Below are 13,566 nucleotides of genomic sequence, written 5' to 3' on the forward strand. Positions count from 1 at the left end.
TATGAAGTTTTAAATGAGCTTTATAAAAAAATGAATATTGCTACTCTTTCTGAGGAAAATATAAATGAAGGTTTGGAATATGATTTTATACATATTCAGTTTTATTCGGAGCCAACCGAAGAAGAGAAAAAGTTCTTTAAACGATCTATTAAAAATTTTGTAATCTTTTTTTGCTGTACCAATAGTTTAGAAATAAACGATTTTAAAATGTTGTATTCGGGAAGGCATTTTTTCGATTATACAAAAGGATTGCTAGAAAGTGAATTGATAGATCCCGATAATCCGAAAAATGAAAGTGAGGAAATCGGAATTAGAGATTTTAAATTGGTTTTACAAGGAATCTGTCAGTACTTAAATGTTGAAATTCCTAAAACAGTTGAGCTTCCTTCAGATGAAAATTTAGTAGCATTTGAAGAAGTAACAGAGAGTACTTTTCAGGAATTTATACAATTAATTTCCAGAGGAAATATCGAAGAAAAAGAACTGAAAAAACAATCTAAAAAACTATTCAAAAATTTTAATAGACCAGAAGAAGATTATCATGATGTTGTTGAGGAGCATTTTTTGCTTTTTGAAAGTATTGATGCCTGGAACAGCGACTGGAAATTTGATCCCGAAGATGCGGAGTATTTTATTTCTGATTTAATTGGAGAAGATTTCACTTTTGAGTATCCGAAAGAGACATACAGCCATGATTTGTTTCCTTATATTCAATCGGCTTTAGAGAAACTAAATTTAGAATTGATGAGTTACAATACAAATGGAGATAATTACTTGTTTTTTGTAGCTAATAAAGAAGATGTTGGTAGAATTTTAGAATTATCAGAATTAACTAAAATTGAAATTGATCAGTTGTAGTATTGGTCCATAAAAAATATCAAAAAAAAAACCTGCAAATATTGCTTTGCAGGTTTTTTTATGAAATGAATTTTTTGGTTTATTGCTGTTTCTCTACATATTCGAAGTGAAAAAAACAATTCTCTAATTTGAATTTAAACATTTGATTAATAGTAAAATGAATAAAATAATGTAACTTAGAGATAGAAAATTCCAGTTTATGCGAAAATATTAATTGTATTAAAAGTATAACTGGGCACGAATATTGACAAAAGAATGTTTAGAGAATAATTACAGTCTTCAAAAACAAATTATAAAAATCTTAAAAATACATTTATGAAAAAATACACACTCGCAGTCGTTTCGGTTTTAACTTTATTATTGACTTCATGTATGGCAACAAAAGACAAAAGTTCAGGAAACTTATTTGATACAACTTGGGAATTAGAATATATTTCGGGACCAAGAATTGCTTTTGAAGGATTGTATCCGAATAAAAAACCACAGATTACTTTTGATCAAAAAGAAACTAAAGTTTACGGGAATAATGGTTGCAATGGTTACAGCGCTCCTTATACTTTAAATGGTAAAACTTTAACTTTTGGAGAGCCAGGCCCAACAACAATGATGTTTTGTGAGGGTGGAGGGGAACAACAGTTTTTGCAACAGATGAAAAAAATTACCAGTTATTCTATTGATAAAGATGGAAAGCTGATTTTGAATGAAGGTGATGTAGCAATGATGCGATTTAAAAAAATAGCGAAACAGTAATTTATCGTTATTGAACTTTGTCAAAGTTTAAAACTTTGACAAAATTGAAGTCAAAGAAAAAGGGAAATGAATTTTATCATTTCCCTTTTTCTTTGACTTTTATTTCTTTTTAATTTTATCCTTAAAGACCTTTTCAAATTTTTCTAGTTTAGGCTGAATCACCATTTTACAATACGGCTGGTTTTTGTTATTTGCATAATAATTTTGATGATAATCTTCCGCTTTGTAGAAAGCTTTCAAAGGTTCAACTTTAGTCACAATCGGATTTTTGTACACTTTTGCTTTGTTTAATTCTGCAATAATGCTTTCGGCAGCTTTTTTCTGTTCGGCATTTTTATAGAAAATCACGGAACGATATTGTGTTCCAACATCAGCACCTTGGCGGTTTAAAGTTGTTGGATCATGAACAGTAAAGAATACTTTGAAGATTTCATTAATATCGGTTACAGTTTTATCATAAGTAATCTGAACAACTTCGGCATGACCTGTTTCTCCTGTGCAAACTTCCTCATAAGTTGGATTCGGAACGGTTCCTCCCGAAAATCCTGAAACAACAGATTTTACGCCATCCAAATTTTCGTAAACGGCTTCAACGCACCAATAACAGCCGCCACCAAGCGTAATTGTTTCTAGATTAGATCCTTTTTTATTCTGTGAAATTCCCTTTAGCGAAAGCGCCAGAAAACATATTAAAAGTATATTTTTCATAATGATATTTTGTTTCAATAAAGACTAAAAATTCTGAAGCTTTGTCAAAGTTTTAAAATTTGACAAAGCTGTAGATTAAGTTTCTGTTGTGATATTATTTATTTAGAATCTGGAATAAAATCAAGAGCAATCGAGTTCATGCAATAACGTTTTCCAGTTGGTTCTGGACCATCGTCAAAAATGTGTCCTAAATGGCCGCCACAACGTCCGCAAAGAGTTTCAGTTCGTTCCATTCCAAGTGAATTATCTTCTTTAAAAACAATACTTTTTTTATTGTCCTGTTCAAAGAAACTTGGCCAACCACAGCTACTCGAAAATTTTGCTGTAGATCTAAACAATTTGTTTCCGCAAGAAGCGCAGTAATAAGTTCCTTTTTCATCCGTATTCCAATATTTTCCAGTAAAAGGCCTTTCGGTATCGGCTTCGCGCATTACTGCGTAAACATCTTCTGGTAAAACCTTTTTCCATTCTGCATTTGTAACATTCAATTTTGTAGTGTCGGTATTAGAATAATAAGGATTTCCGGGTTTATTGATTACATTTTCCATAGAAGTGGGTTTAATGTATTTTTTGTTGTTTTGACCGCAAGCCTGTAAAATGAAAAGCGGCAATAAAAAACAAAGGCTGATAAATTGAGTTTTTGATTTCATAAATAAACGGTAAAAGTTTAAGGTTGAATCAGTAAATTTTTAGGATTATTAGAATTGTATATCAAAGATACAACTAGATTAAGCCTCGAAATACTGACTTTAAAACAATTCAGATTTTTTTAAGTGTGTTTTAACTTTTTATTAGTTACGTAAAAGAAGACAATCTAGTTTTTATGTCTTAATTTTAACAGCTTTTAATTTTGAATAGGATTTATTGTGTTGTAAATCAAGAAAATAGAAATTGACGTAAAACTTAGATTTTTTGCAATCGCAATTAGGATTTTTAAGCCATTTCTTTTTTCGTATTTTTGTTTGCTTAAGACGCCTTATGACAGAAGAAAACGTAATATTAGTTAATCAAAACGATGAACAGATTGGCTTGATGCCAAAATTAGAAGCACATGAAAAAGCGCTTTTGCATCGTGCATTTTCAGTTTTTGTTTTGAACGAGCAAAATGAAATCATGCTGCAACAGCGAGCACATCAGAAATATCATTCTCCTTTGTTGTGGACTAACACTTGTTGTAGTCATCAGCGTGAAGGCGAAACCAATATTGAAGCGGGAAGCAGAAGATTGTTTGAAGAAATGGGTTTTAAAACAGACTTAAAAGAGCTGTTTCATTTTATCTACAAAGCACCTTTTGATAACGGATTGACAGAACATGAATTGGATCATGTAATGATTGGTTATTATAATGATGCTCCAAAAATCAATACCGAAGAAGTGGAAGATTGGAAATGGATGAAAATTGAAGATGTAAAAGCAGATATTGAGAAACAGCCCGAAATATATACGGTTTGGTTTAAAATAATTTTTGATGAATTTTATCATTATTTAGAAGATCATAAACTTTAATCCAAACGAACCAAAAGCCTAAATGAGAGTAACTATATCAAGAAAAGCACATTTTAATGCTGCACATCGACTACATCGAAAGGATTGGTCATTTGAAAAAAACGATGCAGTTTTTGGAAAATGCAATAATCCTAACTTTCACGGTCACAATTATGGTTTAACAGTAAGTGTTACAGGAAAAATTGACCCGGAAACTGGTTTTGTTTTAGATGTGAAAGTATTAGCGGATATTATACGAGAAGAAGTAGAAATTCCGTTTGATCACAAAAATCTAAATCTGGATGTGCCAGAGTTTTTAGATTTAAATCCGACTGCAGAAAATATTGCTGTTGTGATATGGAATAAAATTAGACAACGAATTCATACCGACTTTGATTTGGAAGTCGTTTTGAACGAAACGGAACGCAATTTTGTAACTTATAAAGGAGAATAAAAAATGTCATTAAAAATAGGAGATATAGTTCCGAATTTTACGGCGAAAGACAATCACGGAGAAACTTTTGAAAGCCAGAGTGTTTTAGGAAGAAAACCATTGGTCATTTATTTTTATCCAAAAGATAATACACCAGGATGTACAACAGAAGCTTGTAGTTTTCGGGATCAATATGAAGATTTCAAAGATTTGGGAGCTGAGGTAATCGGTATTAGCAGTGATAGTGTAAAATCACATCACAAATTTGCTGCTAAACATCAATTGCCTTTTATTTTGCTTTCGGATCGGGATAAAAGATTACGAAAGCTTTTTGGTGTCCGAAACAATTTGTTCGGATTATTGCCAGGACGTGTAACTTATATTATCGATAAAAATGGTTTGGTGATTTCAATATTTGACAGCGTAAATGCCGCTAAACACATACCAAAAGCCTTAGAAATAGTTAAGGAATTGGTATTATAAATGAAGTAAATAGTATCACAATAAAATTAATTAAACAAATAGATTAGCCTAAAAACATGAGCCAAAATTTATACCCTTTGCAATTTGAACCGATTTTGAAAGAAAGAATCTGGGGAGGAGAAAAACTAAAAACAATTCTAAACAAACCAATCGTTTCTAAAATTACCGGAGAAAGCTGGGAATTATCTACTGTAGAAGGAGATGTAAGCGTGGTTGCGAATGGAGTTTTAAAAGGAAAATCTTTAATGGATTTGATTAATGAAACACCAGATGCTATTTTAGGAACTAAAGTTTATGAGCGTTTCGGAAAACAGTTTCCGTTACTTTTCAAATATCTTGATGCCAGAGAAGATCTTTCTATTCAGGTTCATCCAAACGATAAATTAGCAAAAGAACGTCATAACTCATTCGGAAAAACAGAAATGTGGTACGTAATGCAGGCAGATGCAGATGCAAGAATTATTGTTGGTTTTAAAGAAGATTCTAGTAAAGAAGAATATTTAAAACATTTACACGACAATACTTTAGTTTCAATCTTAGACGATGTGAAAGCAAAATCTGGAGACGTTTTCTTTTTAGAAACAGGAACAGTTCACGCAATTGGTGCAGGTTTAGTTGTTGCCGAAATTCAACAAACATCTGATATTACTTATAGATTGTATGATTTTGACCGTGTAGATGCACAAGGAAACAAAAGAGAATTGCATGTTGATTTAGCATTGGATGCGATCAATTATAATAGAGTAGAAACGCAGAAGAAATACGACTCTAAAGTAAATACTTCAAATACAGTTGTAGATTGTCCTTATTTCACAACTAATTTTCTTCCTTTAGAAAATAAATTAGAAGTTTCTAAGACTGGAGAAACTTTTACGGTTTATATGTGTATTGAAGGTGATTTTGAAATTGAATATGATGGTTTTAAAAACAGTTACAAAAAAGGAGATACTGTTTTGGTTCCGGCTGCGATAAATGCATTTAGTTTGAACGGAAAAGCTTCAATTTTAGAAATTTACATTTCTTAACATATATTCTAAAGATAATCTGTACTTTTGCAGACGCAAATTAAAATTATAATAAAAATGGCAAACGTTAAAAATTTAAAGAAAGACATCAACTTCGTATTAGGAGATATTATTGAGGCAGTTTACTTGTTTGAGATGTCAACAACAGGAAATCCAACTCCGGAAACGAATGCTTTGATCGATGAGGCTATCGCTGCATTCGATACTTTGATTACAAAAGTGAACGCAAAGAACGTTGAAAATAAAAAAGCACACTTCAAACAAATTAATGTTGAATTAGAACAAACTGCTAATCAATTGGTTGAAAAAATCAACGCATTATAAGAAAAAAAAAGTGTAAAAAAGTGCAAATTTATTTTGGGAAAACGAAAAACCGCTTTATATTTGCACCCGTAATGACGCCGATGTAGCTCAGCTGGCTAGAGCAGCTGATTTGTAATCAGCAGGTCGTGGGTTCGAGTCCCTCTATCGGCTCAAAAAAACGGAAACCATCACAGAAATGTGGTGGTTTTTTAAATTATAGAGGGCAGTGTGAAATTTTTTTTGGAATATTAAAAAACATTTCTATCTTTGCACTCGCAAAATAGGCCGATGTAGCTCAGCTGGCTAGAGCAGCTGATTTGTAATCAGCAGGTCGTGGGTTCGAGTCCCTCTATCGGCTCCAAAACCATTCACTTAGTGAATGGTTTTTTTTTGCTCAAAATTCAAATTTAAATTCCAAATAAAAAAATCCAAATTCCAACCTGAGACTTGAAGCTTGGAACCTGAAATCTGAAACTTGGAATTTTTTAAATGAAATTTATATTTAAGAATATTTTTCCTATGTTTGTTAAATAACCTAAAAACGTTTTACTAATGGAAGAAACTTCAGCATTTGAGAAATTTGAATTACAGCTGGACAGTACAGCAAAAGATTTTGTTAAGGAAATAGCTAAATGGGCTTATTTTTTATCTATTCTAGGTTTCATCGGAATAGGACTTTTACTTTTAATTGCGGTTTTTGCAGGAGCAATATTTTCTGCAATGGGAAGCACAATGCCAGGAATGGGGGCTTACGGAGGTTCTTTTGGCGCGGCAATGGGAGCTATTTATTTTTTGATGGCGGCTTTTTATTTCTTTCCGGTTTTTTATTTGTTTAAATTTAGTTCAAATGCAAAAAAAGCTTTTAGAGATAATGATTCAGAAGCTTTGACGGCTTCGTTTGGCTATCTTAAATCGCATTATAAGTTCATAGGTATTCTTATGATTGTTTTATTAGCGATCTATGCTCTATTCTTTTTATTTGCAATTCTTGGAGGTTTAATGGCAGGATAAACCCAAACAGTGATATAAAAAAAGCCCTGAAATTTTCAGGGCTTTTTTATTTTGTGATCAAATAGAAATTATTCTGCTTTTTCTGTTTTCTGTTCTTTCTTTAAATCATCAACATATTTTGTCAGTTTCTTTCCGTAGAATGATTTGGCTACTTTTGGTGTCATTGATTTTTGAATTGTATCAAGAAACCTCAAATTGATATCGTAGATCTCTGCTAATGCAATATAAGGTGCAACTTCATGATCTTTGTTGTTTAATGCAAAATTTGTTGCGTATAAGTATTTTCTTTTGATATTAGATTCCTGCAGTTTTGTGATGCTGTCTACTGCTTTTTGATCTTGTCTTTTTATTGCTTTGAAGCGAGGTTCTACCAATGAAAGATTTTCGTCAACAAAACGACTGTTGATTTTTGCATATTGCTCGTAAAGCTCATGGTTTTTTGATCCTGTAATTTTAGCACCAGCAATGTAGTTGTCCAAATTAGTGTCAATATTGATATTTCCAGGTTCGGCAAAGAATAAAATATTGTTGTCTAAAGAGTTGGTAACACCACGGTCTAAAAACAAATATAATACTTGAGGTGAATCTAATGTAATATTGCTTTCAAAAGCTGAATTTCCGTCAATTTTAATACTGTCTACAGCGATAAGACTTGTGTCAACAATTTTTTGGATATATAAAGTTCCTTTTTTTAATCCTTTAATGTTTCCTGTAATGTGCACATTACCGGTAGATTCTTTTTTGCTGCATGATGCTAGTAAAGCAAGTGTAACAAAAGCAATTAATGTTTTTTTCATTGGTGGTTTATTAGATTTGGGTGCAAAATAAAGAAAATAGTTTGAATGTAAATATCTGGTAGTTTTATTTTTGTAAAAAATAAATCCCAATCTATTTCTAAATTGGGATTTAAACTATGTTCTACGAGATTTTACATTGATAAGGTAAATGAAGATCCATTTTCGTGTGTGTAGGTGTAAATGGCGTCACATTCGTTATTTCCGTAATCTACCACTCCATTTAAAATACCTCCTTCAATTTTTAGCTGGCCTTTAGAAATAAATAAACAAGAATATTTTTTTATCAAAGGTTCTTTAACTGTTAAAGTTAGAGTGTTGCCGTTTGTTCCTGTTACAGTATGAGTTCCTTCTGTTATTTCGTAAACATTATCTGAAAAGACAGGAGTGTCAACTCCAGCAGTTTGTCTAGTGGTGTAAGTTCCAGAATTGGTATACGTTTTTCCTTGTAAATCGGTTAGCTTGCCATTGCTTACTTTACGGGTCCATTGTGGAATTGTGGCTACCGTTGTTGTATTGGTGTATTCTATAGTGCCTTCTAATTTAAGGTTGTTGATAGAATAGTCAATTCTTTCAATTGTCATTTTGCTTCCTGCGGTAGTGACTGGTCCGGTAAGGGTTATTTTTAGTTTTCCTTTTCTTGTTAAGTTGTTGTCATCCTTACATCCAGCAGTTCCGAAATCTGCTGTAAATACTTTTGGATATCCTCCTTCGGTTGTTGTTACGGTAATTGTGGCACAAACTGATGCGGAAGTTTCGGTAGTTTTTCCTGTTGTTGATGTTGTAGAAACTAAAAGTCCAGTGTTGAGATCCATTTCGTTAGAAGTGTCAACAGCAATTGAGACTCCAAGGTCGGTCAGATCAGTTGTGGTTGTGTTTTCGTTGTGGTCGTTTGAGCAGGAAACATACAGAAATGCTGTAAGGCAAATGGTTGCGATAAAAAATGCGGTCTTTTTCATAATGTTTTTTTTGTTTTTGTGTTAGATAAAAGGCAGTCAAATGTAATGAAAAACAATGAATTAAATAAAAATTCCTGTAAGCGTTCATTAGATTGTATAACGATTTTATAAAGGAAAAATTATGAATTGAAAATTTGTGCTTTTATTTATAAAAATTAATCTTTGATCAGATTCAATAAAAAAAGCTGCCCAAATTGGACAGCTTTTAGTATAAAAGTATTTGTATGCTTATTTGATCATTTCAAAACTTCTTTTTACGAAAGCAGTAAGCGCTTCTCCTTTTAATAAGTTTTGAGATAATTTAGCTAAATCTAAAGCTTGTTTTACCAAGTGTTCTTGATGCGTTTTGTCTTCAGTATTTAAAATGCTTGAAGCTAAATCAGAATTTGTATTGACAACTAAATTGTACATTTCTGGCATATTACCCATTCCGAACATTCCGCCTCCACCTGTTTGGCTCATTTCTTTCATTCTTCGCATAAATTCAGGCTGCGTAATTAGGAAAGGAGCTGCTTGAGAGTCCATAGCTTCCAATTGTACGCTGTATGCTTTTGGAATGTATGCTTCTAATGAAGTTTTTAAAGTTGCTTTTTCTTCTTCAGATAATTTAGAAATCGTGTTTTCTTCTTTTTTGATTAAATTGTCAATATGATCAGAGTCAACACGTACGAAAGTTACATCTTTGTTGTCGTTTTCGATTTTCTGAATTAAGTGTGAAATAATCGGAGAATCTAATAACAATACTTCATAACCTTTTCCTTTAGCTGCTTCAATGTAAGAATGCTGTGCGTCTTTGTTTCCTGCATAAAGAACTACCAATTTACCATCTTTATCAGTTTGGTTTTCTTTTAGTTTTTCTTTTAATTCTTCTAAAGTAAAGTAAGTGTCGTCTACAGTTGGATACAAAACAAATGCACCAGCTTTTTCGTAGAATTTATCTTCAGAAAGCATTCCGTATTCAAGAACGATTTTAATGTCATTCCATTTTGCTTCAAAGTCAGCACGGTTTTCGTTAAATAAAGCTTTTAGTTTATCTGCTACTTTACGAGTAATATAGTTTGAGATTTTCTTAACGGCACCATCTGCTTGTAAACCAGAACGAGAAACGTTTAGCGGAATATCTGGTGAGTCAATCACACCTTTTAGCATCGTTAAGAATTCAGGTACAATTCCTTCTACGTTATCAGTAACGTAAACTTGGTTTTGGTACAACTGAATTTTGTCTTTCTGGATTTGCATGTCATTTCCTAATTTAGGGAAATACAAAATTCCAGTTAGGTTAAAAGGGTAATCTACATTTAAATGAATGTTGAATAACGGCTCTTCAAACTGCATTGGATACAATTCTCTGTAGAAGTTTTTGTAATCTTCATCAGATAGTTCAGAAGGCTGTTTTGTCCAAGCTGGATTTGGATTGTTAATGATGTTGTCTGTTTCAACAGTCTCATTTACGTAATCTTCTGGGGCATTTTCTGGAGCAGGAAGTGTTTCTGTTCTAGTTCCAAATTTAATTGGAATAGGCATAAACTTGTTATACTTATTCAATAATCCACTGATTTTAGAATCTTCTAAAAATTCAAGAGAATCTTCGGCAACATGAAGGATGATTTCAGTTCCGCGTGAAGTTTTGTCAGCTGGCTCTAAAGTAAATTCAGGGCTTCCGTCGCAAGTCCAGTGTGCAGCTGGTTCGTCTTTGTATGATTTTGTAATGATTTCAACTTTTTCAGCCACCATGAAAGCAGAATAGAAACCAAGACCAAAATGTCCGATAATTCCAGAATCTTTAGCAGAATCTTTGTATTTATCCAAAAATTCTTCGGCTCCAGAAAAAGCAACTTGGTTGATGTATTTTTCAACCTCATCAGCTGTCATACCTAAACCTTGGTCAATAATATGGATTTTTTTACCTTCTTTATCAACTTTTACTTCGATAATTGGGTTTCCGTATTCTACTTTAGCTTCACCAATACTGATAAGGTGTTTTAATTTTAAAGTAGCGTCAGTTCCATTTGAAATTAACTCTCTAAGAAAGATTTCGTGGTCACTGTATAAGAACTTTTTGATTAAGGGAAAGATGTTTTCTACCGAAACATTAATTTTACCTGTTGTCATATTTTTTGATTTTTTGATTTAACTTGATGATTTTCATTTCTTCAAATAAAATACCAATTGTTTGAAGGGTGACAAAATGTCGGAAGTGTTAATTTTGAAAGAAAATAAATAGATTGTAGAATGAAAAATATCTCAACGAATCGTATATTTGTCGTACAATAATTGTTAAAAAGGCAAAATATTAATCCAAAAAAAATTGTATAAAATGAAGAAGAGTATTTTATTATGCTTGGTTGCCGTGATGTTTTTCGCGTGTAAATCAGCTTCGTCGACGGCTTCAACAGACACAACGCTTTCTAAAAAATTAGACAGACCTACTCAGGTAGCGTTAAAAGGGAATTGGGTGCTTACTAATGTGTCTTATCCAGGTTCTGAGTATATCAAAGTAAATTCATTTGATCTGGCAGATTCAAAATGTTTTATCGGAAGTACATGGAGTTTTATTTCAAATAATAATAAAGGAACTATGGCTTTAACATCGCCAAGTTGTACCGGATTTTCTTCGCCAATTGTGTGGAGTATCAACAATCAGGGTATGTTTATTCTTAAAATTCTTGATGCTGGCGAAAAAGCGAAGAAAGTAAGAGATGGTTATTTGCTTAAAGTTGCAGGTGTAACTGAAAGTTCATTCCAATTAATTGACAACATCAATGTAGGTGGTCAGGTAAAAGATGTGGTATACCAATTTCAAAGAGCTAATTAATATTTAAAGAAATAAAAGATGAAAAAGATAACGGTTTTAGGTTTATGTAGTTTATTGGTATTCACTAGTTTTTTTGCTAGTTGTGATTCAGTAAAAAATGCAAATAATACACAAAAAGGTGCTGGAATCGGTGTTGTTGCTGGTGGTGTAATTGGTGCTGTTTTAGGAAATAATTTAGGGAAAGGTGGAAACGCTGCCTTAGGAGCTGCAATTGGAGCTGCTGTTGGTGGTGGAACTGGAGCTTTAATCGGAAACAAAATGGATAAGCAAGCTCGTGAAATCGATCAGGCTTTGCCAGGTGCTTCTGTAGAAAGAGTTGGAGAAGGAATTCACTTAACTTTGAATGAAAACTCAGTTCGTTTTGATACTAACAAATCTACTTTGACTGCTCAAGCAAAAGCGAATTTAGATAAATTGGTTCCAGTATTTAATGAGTACGGAGATACTGATATTCAGATTTTTGGATATACTGATAGTACAGGGAAACCAGAGTATAACTTAACACTTTCAGGACAAAGAGCTGCTTCTGTGCAAGCTTATTTAGTGGGTAAAGGATTAAAATCAAGCCGTTTCAAAACTTCAGGTTTAGGAATTGCAGATCCAATTGCTACAAATGATACTCCAGAAGGAAGAGCTCAAAACCGTCGTGTTGAATTCTCAATTACAGCCAACGACAAAATGGTAAATGACGCAAAAGCAGAAGCTGGAAAATAATTTCAGATAAAATAAAATATAAAAAAAGCTGTTTCTTAAATGAAGCAGCTTTTTTTTGACTTTAGAAATTAAACATTGTAAATTTGACCTCTCATATTACAACACATGCTTGACATTCAAAATATATCTTTTACTTATACAGATAAACCCGTTATAAAAAACATCTCTTTTACAATCGAGAAAGGGCAGAACATTGCTATTATCGGCGAGAGCGGATGCGGAAAAAGTACGCTTCTTAAGCTTATCTATGGTTTGTATGACTTAGACGAGGGGCAGATTTTTTATGGTGATAAACCAATTTTAGGACCAAAATTTAATTTGATCCCAGGAATGCCATATATGAAATATCTGGCTCAGGATTTTGATTTGTCTCCGTATGAGACTGTTGCAGAAAATGTTGGTAAGTTTCTTTCGAATGGTTTTGCCAACATGAAAAAGCTTCGTGTTCAGGAATTGCTTGAAATGGTCGAGATGGATCAATTTGCGCACGTGAAAACGAAATTTTTGAGTGGAGGACAACAACAACGTGTCGCTCTAGTTAGAGTTTTGGCTTTAGAACCAGAAGTAATTTTGTTGGATGAACCTTTTAGTCAAATCGATGCTTTTAGAAAAAATGCGCTTCGTCGTAATTTGTTTCGTTATTTAAAGCAAAAAGGAATTACCTGTATTATTGCAACCCATGATAGTACAGACGCTTTGTCTTTTGCTGATCAGGCTATTGTAATGCGAAATGGTGAATTGCTGGTAAAAGACGATCCTTCAAAAATTTATGAAGATCCAAAAATAAAATATGTGGCTTCGTTGTTTGGAGAAGTTAATGAGATTCCCACACACTTATTACTGTCATATGAAGATGAAACCCACAAAACTTTAGTTTATCCGCATCAATTTAAAATGGTTTCTGAATCTAAATTGATGGTGAAAATCAGACGAACTTATTTTAGAGGAAGTCATTATCTGATTGAAACGGTATATAAAAGACAATTAATCTTTTTTGAAAGTGAAATCGATTTGCCGATTGAACAAGAAGTGTTTTTGGCTTTAAACTATTTATAAAAAAATAACCCGACAGTTTTAGAGATTGCCGGGTTTCTTTTTAGATCATTTGAATTTGGAAAACATTAAACAAATGATAAAGCCGTTTTAGATTTTCTTCAGGTTTTAATGGTAATTGTTGTATTTTTAAAATATAAAATGTCTTAAAGCAATAGATAATTAAACTATATTA

16 protein-coding genes and 2 tRNA genes are annotated in these 13,566 nt (G+C 32.5%); 13 read left to right on the forward strand and 5 right to left on the reverse strand.

Translation table 11 applies throughout. From position 1 onward, the window contains the following. Both VGE71_RS17600 and VGE71_RS17605 read left to right on the forward strand, forming a co-directional pair. The coding region (locus VGE71_RS17600) for a DUF6630 family protein (protein ID WP_331139478.1) at nt 1-858 on the forward strand (858 nt) is incomplete at its 5' end. Nucleotides 859-1,173: 315 nt separating this feature from the next. Continuing rightward, complete coding sequence (locus VGE71_RS17605) at nt 1,174-1,608, forward strand: META domain-containing protein (protein ID WP_331139479.1); 435 nt, start codon at nt 1,174-1,176, stop codon at nt 1,606-1,608. 99 nt (nt 1,609-1,707) lie between these two features. Here the strand turns inward: VGE71_RS17605 and msrA are convergent, their stop codons facing one another. Further along, nucleotides 1,708-2,316 carry a peptide-methionine (S)-S-oxide reductase MsrA gene (gene msrA, locus VGE71_RS17610; protein WP_331139480.1) on the reverse strand — a complete coding sequence of 203 codons (609 nt, stop codon included), beginning with the start codon at nt 2,314-2,316 and terminating at the stop codon, nt 1,708-1,710. Nucleotides 2,317-2,414: 98 nt separating this feature from the next. Continuing rightward, a complete protein-coding gene (gene msrB / locus VGE71_RS17615) occupies nt 2,415-2,966 on the reverse strand; it encodes a peptide-methionine (R)-S-oxide reductase MsrB (RefSeq protein ID WP_331139481.1) in 552 nt (183 codons plus the stop codon). Between the two features lie 328 nt (nt 2,967-3,294). On the opposite strand from msrB, the gene idi reads away from it, so the two are divergent. The 8 genes from idi (at nt 3,295) to VGE71_RS17655 (ending at nt 7,056) form a co-directional block, all read left to right on the forward strand. Next, nucleotides 3,295-3,822, forward strand: a complete 528-nt coding sequence (gene idi, locus VGE71_RS17620) for an isopentenyl-diphosphate Delta-isomerase (RefSeq protein WP_331139482.1) — start codon at nt 3,295-3,297, stop codon at nt 3,820-3,822. A 22-nt stretch (nt 3,823-3,844) separates the two neighbouring features. Continuing rightward, on the forward strand, nt 3,845-4,255 hold the full coding sequence (locus tag VGE71_RS17625; RefSeq protein ID WP_331139483.1) for a 6-carboxytetrahydropterin synthase: 411 nt from the start codon (nt 3,845-3,847) through the stop codon (nt 4,253-4,255). Between the two features lie 3 nt (nt 4,256-4,258). Further along, nucleotides 4,259-4,717, forward strand: coding sequence for a peroxiredoxin (locus VGE71_RS17630; protein ID WP_331139484.1), 459 nt, complete (start codon nt 4,259-4,261; stop codon nt 4,715-4,717). A gap of 56 nt (nt 4,718-4,773) precedes the next feature. Further along, the gene (locus tag VGE71_RS17635) at nt 4,774-5,742 is read left to right on the forward strand and encodes a type I phosphomannose isomerase catalytic subunit (protein WP_331139485.1); all 969 of its coding nucleotides are present in this window, start codon (nt 4,774-4,776) and stop codon (nt 5,740-5,742) included. Nucleotides 5,743-5,799: 57 nt separating this feature from the next. Beyond that, entirely contained in the window at nt 5,800-6,066 is a 267-nt protein-coding gene (locus VGE71_RS17640; RefSeq protein WP_144217785.1) for a hypothetical protein, read from the forward strand. A 76-nt stretch (nt 6,067-6,142) separates the two neighbouring features. Further along, nucleotides 6,143-6,216 (forward strand) — tRNA-Thr (locus tag VGE71_RS17645). 113 nt (nt 6,217-6,329) lie between these two features. Further along, nucleotides 6,330-6,406 (forward strand) — tRNA-Thr (locus tag VGE71_RS17650). Between the two features lie 191 nt (nt 6,407-6,597). Further along, nucleotides 6,598-7,056: a DUF5362 family protein gene (locus tag VGE71_RS17655; RefSeq protein WP_331139486.1), complete on the forward strand. Its 459-nt coding sequence runs from the start codon at nt 6,598-6,600 to the stop codon at nt 7,054-7,056. A 68-nt stretch (nt 7,057-7,124) separates the two neighbouring features. Here VGE71_RS17655 and VGE71_RS17660 read toward each other — a convergent pair whose 3' ends face one another. The 3 genes from VGE71_RS17660 to htpG form a co-directional block, all read right to left on the reverse strand. Then, nucleotides 7,125-7,853 (reverse strand): DUF4369 domain-containing protein, encoded by a 729-nt coding sequence (locus VGE71_RS17660; RefSeq protein ID WP_331139487.1) that lies wholly within the window; start codon nt 7,851-7,853, stop codon nt 7,125-7,127. 131 nt (nt 7,854-7,984) lie between these two features. Beyond that, nucleotides 7,985-8,809 (reverse strand): hypothetical protein, encoded by an 825-nt coding sequence (locus VGE71_RS17665; RefSeq protein WP_331139488.1) that lies wholly within the window; start codon nt 8,807-8,809, stop codon nt 7,985-7,987. A gap of 228 nt (nt 8,810-9,037) precedes the next feature. Beyond that, nucleotides 9,038-10,921 carry a molecular chaperone HtpG gene (gene htpG, locus VGE71_RS17670; RefSeq protein WP_144217793.1) on the reverse strand — a complete coding sequence of 628 codons (1,884 nt, stop codon included), beginning with the start codon at nt 10,919-10,921 and terminating at the stop codon, nt 9,038-9,040. Nucleotides 10,922-11,126: 205 nt separating this feature from the next. Between htpG and VGE71_RS17675 the strand changes: the two genes are divergently transcribed. The 3 genes from VGE71_RS17675 (at nt 11,127) to VGE71_RS17685 (ending at nt 13,394) form a co-directional block, all read left to right on the forward strand. Next, nucleotides 11,127-11,624 carry a lipocalin family protein gene (locus VGE71_RS17675; protein WP_144217794.1) on the forward strand — a complete coding sequence of 166 codons (498 nt, stop codon included), beginning with the start codon at nt 11,127-11,129 and terminating at the stop codon, nt 11,622-11,624. A gap of 18 nt (nt 11,625-11,642) precedes the next feature. Next, complete coding sequence (locus tag VGE71_RS17680; protein ID WP_144217796.1) at nt 11,643-12,338, forward strand: OmpA family protein; 696 nt, start codon at nt 11,643-11,645, stop codon at nt 12,336-12,338. 105 nt (nt 12,339-12,443) lie between these two features. Next, nucleotides 12,444-13,394, forward strand: coding sequence for an ABC transporter ATP-binding protein (locus tag VGE71_RS17685; protein WP_331139489.1), 951 nt, complete (start codon nt 12,444-12,446; stop codon nt 13,392-13,394). The last annotated feature ends 172 nt before the right edge of the window (nt 13,395-13,566 follow it).

This window comes from Flavobacterium sp. (assembly GCF_036405015.1).
Classification (GTDB): Bacteria; Bacteroidota; Bacteroidia; order Flavobacteriales; family Flavobacteriaceae; genus Flavobacterium.

Excerpts from the sequence above, each read along its gene's own strand:
- VGE71_RS17605 (WP_331139479.1), top strand. The coding sequence starts at position 1,174 with ATGAAAAAATACACACTCGCAGTCGTTTCGGTTTTAACTTTATTATTG.
- msrA (WP_331139480.1), bottom strand. The coding sequence starts at position 2,316 with ATGAAAAATATACTTTTAATATGTTTTCTGGCGCTTTCGCTAAAGGGA.
- msrB (WP_331139481.1), bottom strand. The coding sequence starts at position 2,966 with ATGAAATCAAAAACTCAATTTATCAGCCTTTGTTTTTTATTGCCGCTT.
- idi (WP_331139482.1), top strand. The coding sequence starts at position 3,295 with ATGACAGAAGAAAACGTAATATTAGTTAATCAAAACGATGAACAGATT.
- VGE71_RS17625 (WP_331139483.1), top strand. The coding sequence starts at position 3,845 with ATGAGAGTAACTATATCAAGAAAAGCACATTTTAATGCTGCACATCGA.
- VGE71_RS17630 (WP_331139484.1), top strand. The coding sequence starts at position 4,259 with ATGTCATTAAAAATAGGAGATATAGTTCCGAATTTTACGGCGAAAGAC.
- VGE71_RS17635 (WP_331139485.1), top strand. The coding sequence starts at position 4,774 with ATGAGCCAAAATTTATACCCTTTGCAATTTGAACCGATTTTGAAAGAA.
- VGE71_RS17640 (WP_144217785.1), top strand. The coding sequence starts at position 5,800 with ATGGCAAACGTTAAAAATTTAAAGAAAGACATCAACTTCGTATTAGGA.
- VGE71_RS17655 (WP_331139486.1), top strand. The coding sequence starts at position 6,598 with ATGGAAGAAACTTCAGCATTTGAGAAATTTGAATTACAGCTGGACAGT.
- VGE71_RS17660 (WP_331139487.1), bottom strand. The coding sequence starts at position 7,853 with ATGAAAAAAACATTAATTGCTTTTGTTACACTTGCTTTACTAGCATCA.
- VGE71_RS17665 (WP_331139488.1), bottom strand. The coding sequence starts at position 8,809 with ATGAAAAAGACCGCATTTTTTATCGCAACCATTTGCCTTACAGCATTT.
- htpG (WP_144217793.1), bottom strand. The coding sequence starts at position 10,921 with ATGACAACAGGTAAAATTAATGTTTCGGTAGAAAACATCTTTCCCTTA.
- VGE71_RS17675 (WP_144217794.1), top strand. The coding sequence starts at position 11,127 with ATGAAGAAGAGTATTTTATTATGCTTGGTTGCCGTGATGTTTTTCGCG.
- VGE71_RS17680 (WP_144217796.1), top strand. The coding sequence starts at position 11,643 with ATGAAAAAGATAACGGTTTTAGGTTTATGTAGTTTATTGGTATTCACT.
- VGE71_RS17685 (WP_331139489.1), top strand. The coding sequence starts at position 12,444 with ATGCTTGACATTCAAAATATATCTTTTACTTATACAGATAAACCCGTT.